At 75.5% G+C, this 18,000-nt stretch carries 15 protein-coding genes; 8 read left to right on the top strand and 7 right to left on the bottom strand.

Annotated elements, in window-relative coordinates:
- The first annotated feature begins 20 nt into the window (after positions 1–20).
- Genes B5Y66_RS15080 through B5Y66_RS15065 form a run of 4 tightly spaced genes read left to right on the top strand, consistent with a single transcriptional unit; the run spans position 21 to position 5,262 of the window.
- Positions 21–2,036 (top strand): formylglycine-generating enzyme family protein, encoded by a 2,016-nt coding sequence (locus tag B5Y66_RS15080; protein ID WP_079575303.1) that lies wholly within the window; start codon positions 21–23, stop codon positions 2,034–2,036.
- Complete coding sequence (locus B5Y66_RS15075; RefSeq protein WP_079575302.1) at positions 2,033–3,241, top strand: CaiB/BaiF CoA transferase family protein; 1,209 nt, start codon at positions 2,033–2,035, stop codon at positions 3,239–3,241. The genes B5Y66_RS15080 and B5Y66_RS15075 overlap by 4 nt, the downstream gene beginning before the upstream one ends.
- A complete protein-coding gene (locus B5Y66_RS15070; protein ID WP_245807143.1) occupies positions 3,238–4,125 on the top strand; it encodes an HpcH/HpaI aldolase/citrate lyase family protein in 888 nt (295 codons plus the stop codon). Before B5Y66_RS15075 ends, B5Y66_RS15070 begins: the two co-directional genes overlap by 4 nt.
- Before the next feature lie 54 nt (positions 4,126–4,179).
- Positions 4,180–5,262, top strand: a complete 1,083-nt coding sequence (locus tag B5Y66_RS15065; protein ID WP_176168884.1) for a DNA polymerase IV — start codon at positions 4,180–4,182, stop codon at positions 5,260–5,262.
- Positions 5,263–5,281: 19 nt separating this feature from the next.
- Here B5Y66_RS15065 and B5Y66_RS22755 read toward each other — a convergent pair whose 3' ends face one another.
- The 5 genes from B5Y66_RS22755 to B5Y66_RS15045 form a co-directional block, all read right to left on the bottom strand.
- On the bottom strand, positions 5,282–5,950 hold the full coding sequence (locus B5Y66_RS22755) for a rhamnogalacturonan acetylesterase (protein ID WP_217700815.1): 669 nt from the start codon (positions 5,948–5,950) through the stop codon (positions 5,282–5,284).
- Between the two features lie 63 nt (positions 5,951–6,013).
- On the bottom strand, positions 6,014–6,385 hold the full coding sequence (locus tag B5Y66_RS22750) for a hypothetical protein (protein ID WP_217700814.1): 372 nt from the start codon (positions 6,383–6,385) through the stop codon (positions 6,014–6,016).
- Complete coding sequence (locus B5Y66_RS15055) at positions 6,382–9,108, bottom strand: exo-rhamnogalacturonan lyase family protein (protein ID WP_079575521.1); 2,727 nt, start codon at positions 9,106–9,108, stop codon at positions 6,382–6,384. Before B5Y66_RS15055 ends, B5Y66_RS22750 begins: the two co-directional genes overlap by 4 nt.
- A gap of 114 nt (positions 9,109–9,222) precedes the next feature.
- Positions 9,223–10,251, bottom strand: coding sequence for a hydroxyacid dehydrogenase (locus tag B5Y66_RS15050; protein WP_176168883.1), 1,029 nt, complete (start codon positions 10,249–10,251; stop codon positions 9,223–9,225).
- Between the two features lie 23 nt (positions 10,252–10,274).
- Entirely contained in the window at positions 10,275–12,485 is a 2,211-nt protein-coding gene (locus tag B5Y66_RS15045) for a DUF2264 domain-containing protein (RefSeq protein ID WP_245807142.1), read from the bottom strand.
- Between the two features lie 117 nt (positions 12,486–12,602).
- Here B5Y66_RS15045 and B5Y66_RS15040 point away from each other — a divergent pair, with 117 nt between their 5' ends.
- Entirely contained in the window at positions 12,603–13,679 is a 1,077-nt protein-coding gene (locus tag B5Y66_RS15040; protein WP_079575299.1) for a substrate-binding domain-containing protein, read from the top strand.
- 26 nt (positions 13,680–13,705) lie between these two features.
- Here the strand turns inward: B5Y66_RS15040 and B5Y66_RS15035 are convergent, their stop codons facing one another.
- Complete coding sequence (locus tag B5Y66_RS15035; protein ID WP_139820904.1) at positions 13,706–14,419, bottom strand: hypothetical protein; 714 nt, start codon at positions 14,417–14,419, stop codon at positions 13,706–13,708.
- A 213-nt stretch (positions 14,420–14,632) separates the two neighbouring features.
- Between B5Y66_RS15035 and B5Y66_RS22575 the strand changes: the two genes are divergently transcribed.
- From B5Y66_RS22575 to B5Y66_RS15020, 3 genes are all read left to right on the top strand, one after another.
- The gene (locus B5Y66_RS22575) at positions 14,633–15,055 is read left to right on the top strand and encodes a DUF6325 family protein (protein WP_176168882.1); all 423 of its coding nucleotides are present in this window, start codon (positions 14,633–14,635) and stop codon (positions 15,053–15,055) included.
- Position 15,056: 1 nt separating this feature from the next.
- A complete protein-coding gene (locus tag B5Y66_RS15025; RefSeq protein WP_245807141.1) occupies positions 15,057–15,419 on the top strand; it encodes an SHOCT domain-containing protein in 363 nt (120 codons plus the stop codon).
- Between the two features lie 103 nt (positions 15,420–15,522).
- Entirely contained in the window at positions 15,523–16,845 is a 1,323-nt protein-coding gene (locus B5Y66_RS15020; protein ID WP_079575296.1) for a chloride channel protein, read from the top strand.
- 11 nt (positions 16,846–16,856) lie between these two features.
- Here B5Y66_RS15020 and B5Y66_RS23235 read toward each other — a convergent pair whose 3' ends face one another.
- Entirely contained in the window at positions 16,857–17,942 is a 1,086-nt protein-coding gene (locus B5Y66_RS23235) for a DinB family protein (RefSeq protein ID WP_322788703.1), read from the bottom strand.
- Positions 17,943–18,000 lie beyond the last annotated feature (58 nt).

Here is an 18,000-nt window from a genome sequence, read left to right as displayed (position 1 = left end):
CCCGTCCGCAGAGAGCAGCCATGACGTACACGTTCGACCCCCTCGTCCCGCGGCCCATCGACCGGCCCACCGACGTGCCGCTCGACGGCCCGCTCACCCCCGAGCAGAGCGTCGCGCTCGACGAGGCGAAGATCTTCGTCGGCCCTGCTGACCCGGCCGCCCGCCCGGAGTGGCGCGAGCGCCTGACGGCCTGGCGGTCGGACGCCCGGGAGCGCCACGGCTACACGGGCACCGCCTACGACCGGCCCGAGGCGGCGTGGGCGGCGGGCTGCCGGACCGTGGCACAGGTGTGGCTGTGGGACGAGCTGCTGTACTCGTTCGACGAGCGCCGATTCACCCCCGAGCGCTTCCTCGCCGACGCGCGCGAGCGGTTCGCGGGGCTGGACGCCGTCGTGCTGTGGCACGCCTACCCGGTGATCGGGATCGACGACCGCAACCAGTGGGACTTCTACCGCGACGTCCCCGGCATCGTCGACCTCGTGCAGGCGTTCCACGACGCCGGCCTGCACGTCTTCGTCGACTACAACCCCTGGGACACGGGCACCCGCCGCGGCGACGACGACCCCACGGAGCTGGCCGCGCTGGTGCGCGACCTCGGCGCGGACGGCGTCTTCCTCGACACCCTGAAGAAGGCGGAGCCCGAGCTCGTGGCCCGGCTGGAGGCCGCCCGTCCCGGCATCGTGCTCGAGGGCGAGTCGAAGCTGCCCGTCGAGCGCATCGAGGACCACTCGTCGTCGTGGGCCCAGTTCTTCGCCGACTCGCCGGTGCCGGGCGTGCTGCGCGCGCACTGGTACGAGCGGCGGCACATGCAGCACCACGTGCGGCGCTGGCACCGCGACCACAGCGAGGAGCTGCAGTCCGCGTGGCTCAACGGCGTGGGCGTCATGGTGTGGGAGGTCGTCTTCGGGGTGTGGGTCGGGTGGTCCGCCCGCGACGCCGCGACCGTGCGGCGCATGGTGACCGTGCAGCGTGCGGCGCGCGAGCTGCTCCTCGGCGGCGACTGGACGCCGCTCGCGGAGCTGGCCCCCGAGGCCGAGGCCGCAGGGGTGTACGCGTCCCGGTGGGAGGCCGACGGCGTCACGCTGTGGACCCTCGTCAACCGCGGCGAGGAGGACTACGCCGGGCCGGTGCTCGCCGACGGCGACGAGCGGGTCACCGTCCCCGCCCGGGGCGTCGCGGCGCTGCTGCGCACCGGCGCGGACGAGCCGTCGTGGGCGGCCGGGCTGCGCGCGGTCGTGGACGGCCTGGACGAGGGCGCCGACCGCCACGACCCGGACGCCCGCTTCCCGCACCGCATCGCCCGCCGGCTCAGGCCGGACGTCCCCGCGGATCTCGCGCCCGACGCGGGGCCCGACCGCGGCGCCGTCGTCGTGCCCCCCGGGGCGTACGTGCTCACGGTGCGGCACCGTGCGCGCGAGACCGGCATGTACCAGGGCGCGCCGTACGTCGACGAGTGGAAGCCGCTGCCCCCGCGCCTGCACGACGCCCGCACGCTGCAGCGTGACGGCGAGCTCGCCGCTCCCGTCGCCGTCGGCGCGACCGAGGTGACCAACGCGCAGTTCGCCGCGTTCCTCGACGCCACCGGCTACGCGCCGGCCGTGCACCACCGCTTCCTGGCGCACTGGGCGGACGGCCGCCCGGCGCCGGGTACCGAGGACGAGCCGGTGACGTTCGTCGACCTGGACGACGCGCGGGCGTACTGCGCCTGGCGCGGGGGGCGGCTGCCCACCGAGGACGAGTGGCAGCTCGCGGGGGAGTCGCCCGGCTTCCGCCGCGGCACGCCCGCCGTCTGGGCCTGGACCGACAGCGAGCACAGCGACGGCCGCACCCGGTACGTCATGATCAAGGGAGGCAGCGACTACCGTGCCGAGGGCTCGGACTGGTATGTCGAGGGCGGACGGCACGCGCCCGACTACGCGGTGAAGCTGCTGCTGCCCGGCCTGGGCCTCGCCCGCGGGGCGACGCTCGGGTTCCGGTGCGCCTGGGACCTGCCCGACGCGCTGGGCACCGTGGACTCGACGGAGGTGACTCGATGACCGTCTCCCGCGATCCGGGCGCCGGCGCGCTCTCCGGGCTGCGCGTCGTGGACGCGTCCACCCTGTTCGCCGGCCCGATGGCGGCCATGCACCTCGGCGACATGGGCGCGGACGTCGTCAAGGTGGAGCACCCGGAGAAGCCCGACCCGTCGCGCACGCACGGCGCGGCGAAGGACGGCGTCAACCTCTGGTGGAAGACGCTAGGGCGCAACAAGCGCACGATCACGGCGAACCTCGGGAGCGACGGCGGCCGGGAGGTCTTCCTCGCGCTGGCCGAGCGCTCGGACGTGGTCATCGAGAACTTCCGGCCGGGCACGCTCGAGCGGTGGGGGCTCGGCTACGACGAGCTGTCGGCCCGCAACCCGCGGCTCGTGCTGGCACGGGTCAGCGGCTTCGGCCAGGTCGGCCCGTACCGCACGCGCCCCGGCTTCGGCACCCTCGCGGAGGCGATGAGCGGGTTCGCCGCGATGACCGGCGAGCCCGACGGCGCGCCCACGCTCCCGCCCTTCGGCCTGGCCGACGGGGTCGCGTCCCTCGCGACGGCCTTCGCGGTCATGGTCGCCCTGTCCACGCGGGAGGCCACGGGCAAGGGGCAGGTGGTCGACACCGCCATCGTGGAGCCGATCCTCGCGATGCTCGGTCCGCAGATCACCCGCTGGGACCAGCTGGGCACGGTGCAGCCGCGCACCGGCAACCGTTCGGCCAACAACGCGCCGCGCAACACCTATCGCACCAGCGACGGGCAGTGGGTCGCCGTGTCCACCTCGGCGCAGTCGATCGCCGAGCGGGTGATGCGCCTCGTGGGCCGCCCCGAGCTGATCGACGAGCCGTGGTTCGCCCGCGGTGTCGACCGGGCGCAGCACGCCGACGAGCTCGACGAGGCGGTGGGCGGCTGGATCGCCCGGCGCACCAGGGACGAGGTGGTCGCGGCGTTCGAGGAGGCGCAGGCCGCGGTGGCACCGATCTACGACGCCCACGACATCGTGGACGACCCCCAGTTCCGGGCGCTCGGGACGATCCACGAGATCGACGACCCGGAGCTCGGGCCGCTGCTCATGCAGGGGCCGCTGTTCCGGCTGTCCGGGAACGACGGCGTCATCCGGCACACCGGCCGCGCCCACGGAGCCGACACCGACGCGGTGCTGGGCGAGCTGGGCTTCTCGCCCGAGCGGGTCGCCGCCCTGCGGGCCGAGGGGGCGGTGTGACGGCGCCCGCGGGCCCCGACATGCCGGGCGACGCGCCGGGCGCGCCGCCGCTCACGCTGCTGTACGTGCCCGCGGACCGGCCGGACCGCGTGGCCAAGGCGCTGTCCTCGGGGGCGGACGCGGTGCTGGTGGACCTGGAGGACGCCGTCGCCCCGGCGGCGAAGGACGCCGCCCGCGGACACCTGGTACGGCTCCTCGGCGGCGAGGGCGACGGACCGGCCGTGCAGGTGCGGGTCAACCACGCGTCCACGCCGTGGCACGCGGAGGACGTGGCCGCCCTCGCCGCGCTGCCGCGCGGCGTCGGCGCCCGGGTGCCGAAGGTCGAGTCGGTCGCCGAGGTGCGTGCCCTCGCCGACGCGCTGCCCGGCCGGCGACTGCACCTGCTGCTGGAGTCCGCGCTGGGCGTCGAGCGGGCGTTCGAGCTCGCGACGGCGTCGCCGCGGGTCGCGTCGGTCGGGCTCGGGGAGGCCGACCTGCGGTCCGACCTGCGGGTCGACGACGACGCGGGGCTGACGTGGGCGCGGGCCCGGGTCGTCGTGGCGGCGCGGGCCGCGGGGCTGCCCGCGCCCGCGATGTCCGCGTACACGCACGTGCGCGACCTGGAAGGCCTGGCCGCGTCCTGCCGCGCCGGCCGCGCGCTCGGCTTCTGCGGTCGCACGGCGATCCACCCCGCGCAGCTCGCGACCATCCGCGAGGCGTTCGCGCCACGCCCGGACGAGGTGGCCCGCGCACGCGAGGTCGTGCGCGTCGTGGCCGACGCCGCCGACGCCGGGACCGGCACCGTGGTGCTGCCCGACGGCACGTTCCTCGACGTCGCGATGGTCGAGCGTGCCCGGTGGACGCTGGCGCTCGCGGAGCGTACGGCGTCCCTCCGGGAGCCGTGAGGCGCCCGAGCCGCCGGTGAGCGTGGCCGGGGTGCCGTAGCGCAGACTCGGGGCATGGGCCCGCGCTCCTTCCGCTGGGTGTTGCATGTCGACCTCGACCAGTTCCTGGCCGCGGTCGAGATCCTGCGGCGCCCGGAGCTCGCCGGACGCCCGGTGATCGTGGGCGGTCGGGGCGACCCGAACGAGCGGGCCGTGGTGTCCACCGCGTCGTACGAGGCGCGGGCGTACGGCGTCGGGTCGGGGACGCCGCTGCGGGTCGCGGCCCGCAAGGTCCCGGACGCGGTCATCCTGCCGGTGGACCACCAGGTGTACGACGCGGCGTCCGCGCACGTGATGGACACGCTCCGCGGGCTCGGCACCGTGGTGGAGGTCCTCGGCTGGGACGAGGCGTTCCTGGGGAGCGACGCGCAGGACCCGGAGGCGTTCGCCCGCCGCGTCCAGCAGGCGGTGCTCGACGCGACCGCACTGCACTGCTCGGTCGGCATCGGCGACAACAAGATCCGCGCCAAGATCGCGACCGGGTTCGGCAAGCCCGCGGGCGTGTACCGGCTCACCGCGGACACCTGGTCCCAGGTGATGGGGGAGCGGCCGACGCTCGACCTGTGGGGCGTGGGCGCCAAGGTGTCCCGGCGGCTGGCGGCGCACGGCATCGACACGGTCGCGCAGCTCGCCGCCGCCGACGGCGCCGTCCTGGTCGGCGAGTTCGGGCCGCGGATGGGCGCCTGGTACGGGGAGCTGGGCCGCGGGCACGGGTCCGCCGTCGTCGACGACACCCCGTGGGTGGCCCGCGGGCACAGCCGCGAGACGACGTACCAGCGCAACCTCACGACAGCCGAGCAGGTCACGGCGGCGCTGCGGGAGCTGGCCGCGCAGGCGCACGCGGACACCGAGGCGGAGGGCCGGCCGGTGTTCCGGGTGGGGCTCAAGGTGCGCTACGCGCCGTTCTTCACGCGGACGCTCTCGCGGAAGCTGCCCGCGCCGACGCGCTCCCTCGAGGAGGTGACCGCGGCGGTGCTCGACCTCGCGGCCGGGATGGAGCCCGGCCGCGAGGTGCGGCTGCTCGGCGTCCGCGCCGAGATGGTCATGCCCGAGGGCGGCTCGGACGCCGAGACCACGCCGGTGCGCGGGCGGATCTGAGCCGGGTGGGCACGAGGGCTCAGCGCCAGTACCGCTCCGGCACCAGCCCCAGCCGGCGCAGCTCGCCAGCCACGAGGTCGGCGTACACCGTTGCGCCGTGCTCGGACGTGTGGGTGCGGTCGCCGTTCTCCCGGATCAGGTAGATCGGCTGGGCATCCACGGGTCCGAGTCCTTCGACCAGCTCCTCGCTCAGGGCGGTGAGGTCGATCAGGTGGACGCCGAGGTCGGTGGCGACGTCGCGCATGTGCCGCGGGAGGCTGCCGGCGGCGGTCTCGATCATGCCTGTCGAGTTCAGCTGGTCGCCGTCGAACCGGAGCCGGACGATCGGGGTCACCAGCACGGGCGTGGCTCCCGTGGCCCGCACCCGGTCGACGATCTCGGTGAGGTTGGCGCGGTACTGCTCGGCGGTCGTCTCCTTGTCGTTGTGCGCGAGCTGCACGAGGGCGAGGTCGCCGGGGCGCAGCTGGGGCACCAGGGCGTCGAACATCTCGGGTTTGGCCAGCACTGACACGGTGCTCTCGCCGGAGCCGGAGTGGTTGACGACGCTCACCCCGAGCCGGAAGTGGGCAGGCAGTCGCTGGCCCCAGCCGGTGTAGGGCGCCCCGCCCTGGTCGGTGACGGTGGAGTCACCGAGCAGCGCGAGGCGCGGGGTGCGCGCGTCGGCGGGCCGGATCCCGATCCCGGCCACGTGCGGCGCGTCGCCGGTGAACGTCAGGGTGAGGCCGGGGGTGCCCTCGCCGGCGGGCTGGTTCTACTGGCTCTCGGGGTCGCGCACGTCGACGGTGAACGTGCGCCGTGCGAGCTCGCCCTCGGCGGTGTCGACGGCGGCGACCATGAGGCGGCGGGCCTCGGCCTGCACCTCGGTGCCGGCGGGTCCGTGGCGGTCGCCCAGCACGACGGTCACGTCGTAGGGGCCGGGCGGCAGGTCGGGGTACGTGCACACCACGGGCGCGGTGCCGGTGCACCGCTCGAGCAGTGCCGCGTCCGGGCGGGGGCCGTCGAGCCCGGGGCTCGCGACGGCGCCGTGCGCGGCAGGGGCGACGACGCCGACGACGCCGATGACGGCGGCCGCCGCCGTCGCGCCGACGACGAGCGCCCGCCGCGGGCGGCGTGCGGCGCTCACGACAGCTTCTCCCCGATTAGGGCGAGGCACTGGATGGCGGCCAGGCCGTACTGCGCGGAGGCGTTGGAGGAGAAGCCCGCCTCGTCGACGGCGTGCAGCACCGCGGGCGGCTCGATGCGCCGCGTGCTCCAGTCCATGCCGTCGGGGTAGCCGGCGTGACCGGTCGCCAGCTCCTTCCAGGCGCGGGCGGCCAGTGCGTCGTCGTCCAGCCGGACGGCGGCGTACGCGGTGGCGCGGGAGTACGACTGCTTGAGGTTGAGGCTGCCCCAGTCCGAGCCGGTCGCCTCCTTCTGCTCGGCCTTGGAGCTGTTGTACAGGCGGCAGAACTCGACCCACCGCGCCTCGACCTCGGGCTCGTCGACGAGGTCGAGCAGCTCGGTCATCACCTCGATCAGGCCGAACACGGAGCTGAGGCTGCCGACCTCGACCGCCTTCTGGGGCCCCGAGCTGAAGGTCGCCGTCTCCAGGTCGTAGGTGGAGCCGGCCTGCACCCACGCGTTCGGCAGCGCCGCGATCGACCGTGCGCTCGCCAGCAGGCGCTCGCGGGCCCGGGGGTCGCCGCCCCGCTCCCACTCCGTGAGCCACGCCCCGGCGACGGCGCCCCAGTCGGTGGTCTTGCTCAGCGGGAGGGCCGTCGGGTCGGGGTCGTACTCCCCGGTGGAGCCGTCCACCTTGCGGCCGGCGTTGAGCACCAGGTAGGTGCGGTCCGAGTCGACGAGCTCGCGCAGCAGGTCGCCGGAGCGCTCGTCCCCGGTGAGGTAGTAGACGAAGCGCCGGTAGTTCGCGTTGCTGATGCGTACCTGCTTGGCGCTGTCGCCCCAGTGCAGGACGCCGTGCCGGGTGCCCAGGCCCTTCCACTCCCCGAGGTGGTACTGGTCGACCTCGCCGGTGTGCCGGCTCATCGCCTCCGCGAACCGGAACGCGGCGGCGTCGCCCGTGCGCAGGTAGTGGTACCAGAGCCACAGGTCCGTGGACAGCTCGGAGTTGTCCCACGCGTAGCCGCCGACGTCGTAGGACCACTGGTGCCGGTCCCGGTCGTAGGAGTGCATGACGTCGCCGTAGTCCCAGAACCCGTACCAGGACCGCTGGTCCACCTGCTCGACGTGGTAGCGGTGGATGGCGTCGAGCCGGTCCTCGATCGTGGCCCGCGCGGCGGTGGAGCGGTCGACCGGCGACCAGGAGCCGAAGACGCCGGCGGCGTGGTGGTGCCCGGGGCTGCCGGCCGGCAGCGGCGGGGTGGCGTTCGCCTCGGCGAGCTCGGCGAACCGGGCGGCCGTGGGCGTGGCGGCCAGCGCCCAGAACGTCAGCTCCGTGGTGCGCGCGACCCCGTACGGGGTGCCGAACCCGGGCTCGTAGTCCTCGTAGGTGATCTCGAGCGCGTCGAGCTGCTCCGGGTAGGTGTCCTGGTCCATGCCGTCGTGGTAGAAGCGCAGGTCCATCGCCTCGGCGCGCGGCGACCACATCCACACCGTGGCGTCCGCCTCGTCGGTCGCGGCGCCGGTGATCTCCAGCTCCGTGGGGTGCAGCTGCCAGAAGTTGCGCATCCCGAACGCCAGCCCGCCCGACGGCGAACCGACGTAGCCGAGCCCGGGGGCCCGCGTGCCGGCGTCCGACCGGATCCACGAGTGCCCCGCGCCCGTGCGCTTGCGGATCTCGAAGCCGTGCGCGTTGAGCTGGGCCAGGCTGTGGTCGCCCCAGGCCGGGATCCACTTCAGGCGCGTGGTGACGCGCTGGTCCCAGGTGGCCGGGTCGGGCAGCGCCCGACCCTCGACCTGGGCGGTGCGGACCGCGGCACCGGGGTCGCGGCGCAGGCCCGTCACGCCGCGCACCGCCTCCGCGAGGACGCCGCCGTCCGGGCCGGCGAAGCGCACGTGCCGGTCGTACAGCTCGCCGCGCATCGGCACGGTGAACCGCACGCCCAGGCCGGTGACGAAGTCGCTGTCCTCGTCGCCGTCGACGAAGAACGTGTGCACGAGCCGGATGCCGTCCGAGCCCGCGAACAGCGCGAACCGCAGCACGAACGGCAGCCATGCGCGGCGCCCCTTGCGGTGCGTGCCCTCGACCTTGATCACCGCGCGCACCGGCCCGGACTGCTCGACCGTCACCTTCCCGACGGTCCCCGAGAAGGACTCGACGCCGACCGTCGCGCCGCGGTCCGTGTCGGCGGAGTCCTGCCGGTGCGCGACGAGGCGGCCGTCCTTGGCGATCACCTGGCCCCCGCGCCGGATCGCGCGGACCACCTTGTCGCCCTGCCGGCCGAACTCGACCTGCACGACGCCGGTGTCCACGAGGACGCGTCCCGGGTTCTCCTGCACGCTGATCTCGTGCGCGCCGCGCGCCGGGGCACCCGGCGTGAGCCGGTACGACTCGTCCCGTGGGGCGGACTCGCTGACGGCGTGCGCAGTCCACTTCAGCGAGCCGTCGGGCCACCACGCGGTGGGCCACGTCTGCACGGGCACGGCCTCGCCGGCCGCGGTGGCGAGGGCGAACCGCTGGTCGCCAGGCAGCGCCCCGCGCGGCCAGGGCACGCCCCAGGTCGTGCCGCCGGCCAGGGCGGCAGGGGTGCCACCCTCCAGCCAGCGCACGTCGACCGGGTCGTGCCCGGTGAGGGCGAGGGGGACCGCCGACGGTGCGGCGGCGCTCGCGGTGCGTGCGCTGAGCGCGGCGGCAGCTCCGGCGGCGAGGGCGGAAGTGAGGACGGTACGGCGGCTGACGTCGACCACGATGGCCACTCCTTCGTGACGGTGGGGTGCGTTGTCCGTCGGTGGACGGCCCCATCGTGCGAGGAGTTCGAGCATCCGATCGTGAAACGTGCAAAACCGGACCCTCGGCGCGGCTCAGGCGGTGGTGCGCAGATCCTCGGCCCGGACCTCGTGCTCGAGCGGGGCCCCCGCCGCGAGCAGCTCGACCTCGCGCACGGCGAGGTCGCCCAGCCGGCGCAGCTCGTTGCCGAGGGAGCCGGCGACGTGCGGCGTCAGCAGGACCCCGGGGGCGTCCCACAGGGGATGGTCGGCGGGCAGCGGCTCAGGGTCGGTGACGTCGAGGACGGCCCGCAGCCGGCCCGAGACCACCTCGCGGGTGAGCGCCGGGGTGTCGACGAGCCTCCCGCGCGCCGTGTTCACCAGCGTGGTGGCGTCACGCATGAGGGCGAGCTGGCGCGGCCCGATCATCCGGTACGTCTCCGGCAGGTCGGGCGCGTGCACGGTGACGACGTCGCTTGCGCGCGCGAGGTCGTCGAGCGTCACGGCCGCGGCGCCGAGGGACCGCGCCTCGTCGTCGTCCACCCACGGGTCGTGCAGCAGGATCTCGACGTCGAACGGCTGCAGCAGGCGCATCACCTGCCGGCCGATCCGCGAGGCCCCGACGACGCCGACCGTCAGGCCGTGGTTGCCGCGCGGCTCCGGCAGCGCCCAGCCGCCGAACGCGCGGTGCGCCGCGAAGGCGTCGGCGGCCTCGAGCACCCGCTTGCCCGCCAGCAGCACCATGGCCAGCGTGTACTCCGCCACCGGCCGGGCGTTCGCGCCGGCGGCGCTGGAGACCTTCACGCCCCGCTCCCAGAGCGCGGGCGTGACGAGGGGCTTGACCGAGCCGGCGGCGTGCACGACGGCGCGCAGCCGCGGCGCACGTGCCAGCAGCGCGTCGTCGAGCCGGGGCGCACCCCATCCGGTGAGGAGCACGTCCACGTCGGCCAGGGGGTCGAGCGTCGCGTGAGACGTCGCGTCGCCACGGTGGGGCTCGGCCAGGTGGGGCTCGGCCGAGTTGAGCTCCGCCGGGGTGAGCACGTGGTCCGTGACGTCGGCGACCGCCCGCAGGCGCGTCAGCGCCGCGTCGTCGAACAGGTCGGGCCGCAGGGCGGCGTCGCGCATGACGAACGCTGCGCGCAGCCGGCTCACTCCGCGGTCCCGGTCGGTGCGCCGGTCGGCGCGTCTGTCGCTGCATCTGTCGGCACGATGTCGACGCGGCCGTCGGGCCACCGCACCTCGACGCCGCCGAGCCCACCGTCCGCGGTGCGGCGCAGGTGGACCGCGGGTGCCGGGCGACGGTGCGCGCCCTCCTCCGCCGTGAGGACGACGAGCGCCGCGACCACCTCGGCCGGGCCGACGGGGGCGGACGTGCGCAGCCAGGGGACGGCGGACGCCGGGCCGAACGGGTCCGCACCCCGCCGGCGCCCCGCCCCCGCCCTGTCGAGCGGCACGTCGAGCGGCACGTCGGCCTGCGCGTCCGGCCGTGCGTCGGCGTCGGTGCGGACCGGCAGGGCGCGCACGTGGGACGTCGTCCCGTCGTCGCGCACGACCCGGACCCGGTCGTCGGAGCGCTCGACGTGCAGGGCGCCGTCCCGCGCCGCCGCGAGCGGCCACCCGCCCACGTGCAGCGTCCACGGGCCGGTGTCGGCGGGCCAGGCGGCGTCCTGGTCCAGGTCGGCCGCCGTGGTGCCGGGACGCGGTGCCCGGCCGGGTACCGCGCCGGCGACGGGCGTCCACCAGGCGAGGCGGACCTCGTCGGGGCCGTGCACCACGGACGCGGTGGTGAGCACCGGGCCCCGGCGCAGCCCGGCCCAGCCGGCATCGTCCCCGTGTCTGTCACCGCGCCCGCCAGTGCTCCCGTCTGGGCCGGGGACGTCGAGCCAGCAGACCCGGGACCGGGACACGGCCACGGCGTCGTCGAGGTGGACGCGCTCGACGGTGTCGCGGTGCGAGGGCACGCCTCGGGCGTCGAGGAGGGCGGTGTGCGAGTCCAGCGGGGCGGCGACGTCGCCGGGCGCCAGCTGGGGCGACGTCGCGCCGGAGTAGCCGAGGCGGCGGTAGAACGGGTCGTCCGCCCGGGGGGCGAGGGCATGCTCGATGGCGCGGTCGGAGCCGTGGTTGAGCAGGCGCACGATCCCGTCGGCTGGAGTCGCGCTCACGAGCCACCCCGGGGCGCGCAGCGCCAGGGAGCGGGGCTCGCGCCAGGCCTCGGGCAGCTCCGGTGCCGCCGTCCAGACGGGATGGTCGGCACCCAGGAGCAGGCCGAGGAAGCCCTTGCTCGCCCAGTACGGCGACGACCCGCCCGTGTAGAGCTGGCGCACGCGGTCGTACGGGCCGTGCCAGCCGACGGGCAGCAGGCCGCGGTCGTCGACGGCGCCTGCGGCGTCGAAGTGCTCGGCGACGGCGGCGGCGAGGGCGCGGGTGGCACCGGGGGACAGCGGCGTGGCGTCGGCGATCGCACCCGCCCAGAACGGGGCGAGCACGGCGTGCCGGTAGGTCACCGACCGGCCCTGCAGCATCGGCGCGCCGCGCGAGCCCACCAGGTGCCGGGCCTGGTCGAGGTAGGCGCGCAGGCGCTCGGCGTGCACGGGCTCGAGCGGACGCCCCAGGATCCGGGCGTGCAGCAGCGGGTAGACGTGCCAGGCCCAGCCCGCGTAGTGGTCGAAGTTCTGCCGGCGCCCCCCGCGGCCGCGACCGTCGGAGTACCAGCCGTCGCCGACGTACAGGGCCTCGGCGGTCTCGGCGTTGTGGTCCAGGTCGGCCTGCTCCCACGGGCCGCCGACGGAGGCGAGGAACGCCTCGATCACGTTCTGGAACCACAGCCAGTTGTTCGTGTACCCGCGGGTGCCGACCACGCCCGCCAGCCAGTCGACCGTCCGTCGGCGGGTGCCGTCGTCGAGCCGGTCCCACAGCCAGGGCCGCGTCTCGGACAGCGCGATCGCGACCGACGCGGCCTCCACCACGGCCTGTCGCCGCTCGTCGACGCGCGGCCAGCGCTCGTCGCCCGCCGGGTCGGTGCCGTGCCGCAGCCCGTCCGCGTACCGCTCGAGGAGGCCGTGCGGGTCACGACCGTCCTCGCCGCGCAGGCGGAACGCCGCGAGCAGGAACGTGCGCGCGTATCCCTCGAGGCCGTCGCTCCAGAGCCCGGAGCCGCTGACCGGGCCCGGCAGCGTGATCAGCGAGCCGCCCGGGGAGGCGAAGGGGCGGACCGCGTCGAGCAGGGCGTCGGCGGTGGCGAGCCAGCGATCCCGCGTCCAGCGCCGCGCGGGGGCGAGGCGAGGGTCGCTCGCGGGGCCTCCCGCCGCGGCGAGGTGCGTGCTCGAGGTGGGGGGTGGCGTCGTCGCAGCGGGTGTCACCCCGGCATCCTCGCCCGGCGTCCGGCGGCGGGGGAAGGTCCGAGCATTTCCGATCATCCCCGGACATCGTCCGCTACGGTGCTGCCTCATCGAGCGGTCGACGACGACGGAGGACGCATGCACCTGCCCACGGCCCGGCACGAGTACCTGCTGCGCGAGCTCGAGCTGCGGGGGAGCGTCCGCTCGGCGGAGGCCGCCGCGATGCTCGGGGTGGCGGAGGTGACGATCCGCCGCGACATCGTGGAGCTGGACCGCGCGGGCCGGCTGGCGCGTGTGCACGGCGGCGCGGTGGCGCTGCGCTCGGCCCGCGAGCCGCGGGCCGCCCGGGTCCTGGTCGGGGTCGTCGTGCCGAGCTCCACGGTGCACTTCCCGCCGCTGGTGCGGGGCATGGAGGCGCTCGCCCCCAGCCTGCACGTGCGCCTCGTGCTGGGGGTCTCGCACTACCGGCCGGACGTGGAGGCGGCCCAGGTGGACCGCCTCGTGGGGCTGGGCGCGCAGGGGATCGTCGTCGCGCCCACGACCAGGGACCGCTCGCCCGAGGAGCTGGCGGCGTGGCTGCGGTCGGTGCCCGTGCCGGTCGTCGTGGTGGAGCGCCGCGTGCACGGCCTGACCGCGCTGAGCGAGCTCGACCAGGTGCGCTCCGACCACGCGCACGGAGCCGTGCTCGCGGTGGAGCACCTCGCAGGCCTCGGGCACCGGCGGGTCGGGCTGGCGGTCTACGACCGGACCCCGACCGCCCCGCACGTGCGGGAGGGGTTCGCGACGGCGGTCGCCCGGCTGGGCGTCGCGGCCGGACCGGACGTCTCGCTGCCGAAGGGTGAGGGCGACCCGACCGGTCTGGGGCGAGAGCTCGCCGCGTTCCTCGACCGGTGCCGCGAGACGGGCACGCGGGCCGTGCTGGTGCACACCGACGACCATGCCGCCCGTCTCGTCGAGGCCGCCCTCGACCGGGGTCTGCGGGTGCCCGAGGACCTCGCGGTCGTCGCGTACGACGACGAGAACGCCGAGCTCGCCGTCGTGCCCCTGACGACGGTGACGCCGCCGCGCCGGGAGCTGGGCCGCGAGGCGCTGCGGATGCTCGTGGGCCGGATCGTCGGGGACGAGGGCGGCGAGGTGCCCGGGGTGCTGGGCGCGCCGCGGCACGTGGCCCTGCTGCCCCGTCTCACCGTCCGCCGCTCGTGCGGGGCGGCCTGACCCGGCGGCGTGCCCGGCGCCGCGCGCTACAGCTCCTTGGGGAAGGTCAGCACGACCACGGTCGAGACGACGAACAGCACGACGGCGACGCCCAGCAGCCCGCGCCGGGCGGTGCGATGCACGAGCTTGGTGCTCAGCGCCGCGAACAGCGCGACGGACGCGAACAGGATCGACGTCAGCACGTAGTTGTCGCCCGTCTGGTTGGCCTGCCGTGCCGTGGCCGAGAGGTCCTCGGCGCGTTCCAGGCCGGCGTCGGCCCGCTCCTGCGCCTCGAGCCGGTACTGCGGCATGAGGAACGGCGTGCGTGGTGCCGAGTCGTCGTGCAGCGGGTCCGCCGCGAGCCAGGCGTCGAACGCGGGGACCATCTCCGGCCGGAACCGTGTGTACAGGAACTCCGACCCGGTACCGTCCACGGGTTCGTACGACCCGTCGTCGCCGAGTCCCGAGTCCTTGCCCGCCCGGGTCTCGGCGGCCACGGCGTCGATCCAGGACGCGAACGCCGTGACGTCCATGATCGTCAGCTGGCCGGCCTCCGTCGAGGCCCGCGTCGACTCGGCGCGGGCCGCGCCCGCGGCGGCGTAGCTGTTCGCCTGCACGCCCGACCACTTGGTGCTCTGGAACGCCGACCACGCCGTCACGACGGTCGCGAGGGCGAGCAGCACGGTGGCCACGAACTCGACCCGACGGCTCACCGTTCCCGTGGCCGGCCCGATCTCGTCCCGTCTGCCGCTTCGCGTCATCGCGCCACCCTCCCGTGCCCGGACGCCTGTGCCGGTCACCGCACATCGTGTCCGATGACCTGCGACTTCGCCTGCCGAGCGGGGCCGGAGGACGACATGTGCCGTCCCGCATGCGGACCGCTCCGAGCGATGCCAGAGTGTGCCGCAGGACGGGCTCAGGACGGCAGCTGCGCACCGTCCGCACCCCGCCGGAAGCCGACTGAGAGGCAGGACATGCGACCCACCGGACCCGTGGAGCTCGTGCTCATCGAGTTCCCCCGGAGCGACTTCAAGGGCGAGATCGTCGCCGAGCTCGGGCGTCTCGTCGATGCCGGCACGATCGACGTGCTCGACGCTCTGCTCATCCGCAAGGCCGACGACGGCTCCGTCGAGTGGCTCGAGGCCACGGAGGGCGGCGACGCCGAGCTGGCACGCATCGTCGGGGAGCCCGCGGGCCTGCTCGCGACGGAGGACGTCGACGACATCTCGGCGGAGCTCGCGCCGGGCGCGGCCGTCGGCATGATCGTGTTCGAGCACGTGTGGGCGCGCGGCCTCACCGGCGCGGTGCGCGGCGCCGGCGGACAGGTGCTCGACTGGACCCAGGTGCCGCCGGCAGCGCTCGAGGCCCTCGCGGCCGAGATCGAGGAGGAGAACTGAGATGCCCCCCATGCGACGGATGGGCCGACCCGGCCTGATCGGCACGATGGCACGCACGGCCGTGATCACCGGCACCGCGAACGCGACGAGCCGGGCGATGAACCGCCGTGCCACGTCCCGCGACGAGCAGCGCTACGCCGCCGACCAGTACAACGCCCAGCAGGAGCAGCAGGCCCAGCTGGCGCAGCAGCAGGCGTACGCCCAGCAGCAGGCGCAGCTGCAGGCCCAGCAGCAGGCGCAGGTGACGGCAGCTCCCGCCGAGGACGACCTCATCTCGCAGCTCAAGCAGCTCGGTGACCTGAAGGCGGCCGGCGTCCTGTCCGACGCCGAGTTCGCGGCCGCCAAGGCCAAGCTGCTCGGCTGAGCATTCCGCGCGCGGGGCGGGTGCGGGCACACACGGATGTCCGGGCCCGCCCCGCGGCGCGAGCGGGCGTACGCACCCATCGAGCGCGCGACGAGGAGATGCCGTGGCAGGAGCAGCACCGCAGGAGGTAGCGCAGACCCCGACGTGGCGTCCGTACGTCGCGCTCCTCGGTACGTCGGCGGTCCTCGGCGTCGTCGTCTCGGTGGTGGCGTTCGCCTTCCTCGCGCTCCTGCACGGGCTCACGCACGCGGTGTGGGAGGAGCTGCCGCAGGCGTGGGGGTTCTCGGACGTGCCGTGGTGGTGGCCGCTCCCGTGGCTCGCCGTCGCCGGCGTGGTGGTCGGGCTCGCGGTCCGGTCGCTGCCGGGCCACGGCGGGCACGTCCCCGTCAAGGGGTTGAGCATGGGCCCCGTCCCGGCGTCGTACGTGCCCGGCGTCCTGCTCGCGGCGCTGGCCGGCCTGCCGCTCGGCGTGGTCCTGGGCCCGGAGGGGCCGCTGCTCATGCTCGGTTCGGCCGTCGCGCTGATCCTGGTGCGGCCATGGGGCGCCTCGCTCGGCGACCCGGCCCGCCACGTGCTCGCCCTGGCCGGTGCGGCGGCCGCGGTCTCCGCGATCTTCGGCAGCCCCGTCGTGGGTGCGGTGTTCGTCGTCGAGGCGACCGCCGTGTCCGGCGTCGCAGGACAGGCGCTCGTACGCGCCGTGCTGCCGAGCGTGCTGTCGTCGGGCATCGGTGCGCTCGTCTTCACCGGGGTCGGCAGCTGGACCGGGTTGGAGATCTCCTCCCTGACCCTTCCCGACCTCGACGTCCCCGCTCGTCTCGACGTGCTCGACATCGTGTGGACGGTCCCGCTGGCGGTGCTGGTCGCGGTCGGCATGCGGCTCGTGCACGGGCTGGGCTTCGCCGTGGCCCGTCAGGCGGCGACCCGGCCCTTCTGGACGGCCGTGGTCGGCGCGCTCGCCGTGGGGGTCTGCGCGTCGGCGTACGCCCTCCTGACCGGGCGCTCCCCGGAGGACGTCGCGCTCTCCGGGCAGGCGCTCCTCGGCACGTTGGCCGCCGACCCCGAGGCCTGGGGCCTCGGCGCGCTCGCCGCCCTGCTGCTCCTCAAGGGGCTGGGCTACGGGATCTCGCTCGGTTCCCTGCGCGGTGGCCCGATCTTCCCGGCGGTGCTCCTCGGGGCGGCGGCCGGGGTCCTCGTCGGGGGGCTCCCGGGGTTCGGGGCGGTGCCGGCGCTCGCGGCGGGCATGGCCGCCGCGACCGCGGCCACCCTGCCGTTCCCGATCTCCGCGGCCGTGCTCGTGGTGCTCCTGATCGGGCCGTCAGCGCCCGCGATGGCGCCGATCGTGCTGCTGGCTGCCTCGGTCGGCTACGTCGTGGAGCACTACGTGCTGGCTCCCCGGCGGGACGCCGACCACGTGCCGGCCGGTTGACCGGACGGCGGTCACTCGCCGGTCGCGCCGTCGATGGCCTCGCGGATCAGGTCGACCTGCCCGTTGTGCCGCGCGTACTCCTCGATCATGTGCACCAGGATCCACCGCAGGCTGAAGGCCCCCTCGCCTGGGCGGTTCGACTCCGTGCGGCTGAGCCGGTCCAGGCCCTCGCCCGCGGCCACGGCCGCGTCGACGCGGCGGTCGGAGTCGGCGACGGCGGCGTCGAGCAGCGCCCGCAGTTCCTCCGGGGAGTCGTCGGCCGCGGAGTGGAACTCCCAGTCGCGGTCGGCGTCCCAGTCCGCCGTGTCGAACGGCGCCATGGCGGTGTCGCCGTCCAGCTTCACCGCGAACCAGTCCGTCTCGACCAGGGCGAGGTGCTTGAGCAGGCCGCCGAGCGTCAGGCTGCTCGGCGGGTGCACGGCGTTCAGCTGCTCGGCCGTCAGCCCGGCCGTCTTCCATCGCAGCGTGTCACGGTGGAAGTCGAGGAACGCGCGCAGCGTGGTGAGCTCGTCGGCACGCAGCGGCGGGTCGACGCGCCGGTCCTCCTCGGCCTCCGGAGCGGGCGTGGGGAGCCGGAACGCGCCGTCGTCGAGAGCGGCGCGGACCGCGGTCGCCGTGGCGGCGGGCTCCTCGTCGGTGGTGTCGCGGGCGTGCGGCTCCAGCTCGCCGAGGTCGGCGAACGCGGCGTGCATGCTGCGCACGGCCGCGGGGTCGCGCAGCTCGGCATCGGCCCGGCCCGTGGCGCGGGCGAGCGTCGCGTCGAGGCCCGGGCGCAGGACGACGTACGCGAGGTCCCAGTCCTCGCGCGCCGCGGCGGCGCGGAACCGGGGCAGGAACCACGGCCCGACGACCCCGTCGAGCACGACGTCGTAGCCGCCGCGGGCGTACGCGGTCGTCGCCGCGACGATCGCGTCGGCGACGACCTCGTTCTGCCGTTGCGACCCGGCGAGGTAGGGCGGCACGAAACCGGTGCTGATCGACCGGTAGAACGTGTCGGTGGTGAGGGTCACGGTGGGCCGCTCGGCGTCCGCGGCGAGCAGCACGGCCACGGTCGTCTTCCCTGCGCCAGGCGGTCCGGTGAGGAGGGTCACGGTCATCGGGCGACAGTATCCGGGCCCACCCACACGGCACCCGTCATTTCCTGCCGCCGGGAGA

Origin of the sequence: Krasilnikoviella flava, from assembly GCF_900167525.1 — a bacterium.
Classification (GTDB): domain Bacteria; phylum Actinomycetota; class Actinomycetes; order Actinomycetales; family Cellulomonadaceae; genus Isoptericola; species Isoptericola flavus.
This window is presented reverse-complemented; position numbering and strand designations above follow the sequence as displayed.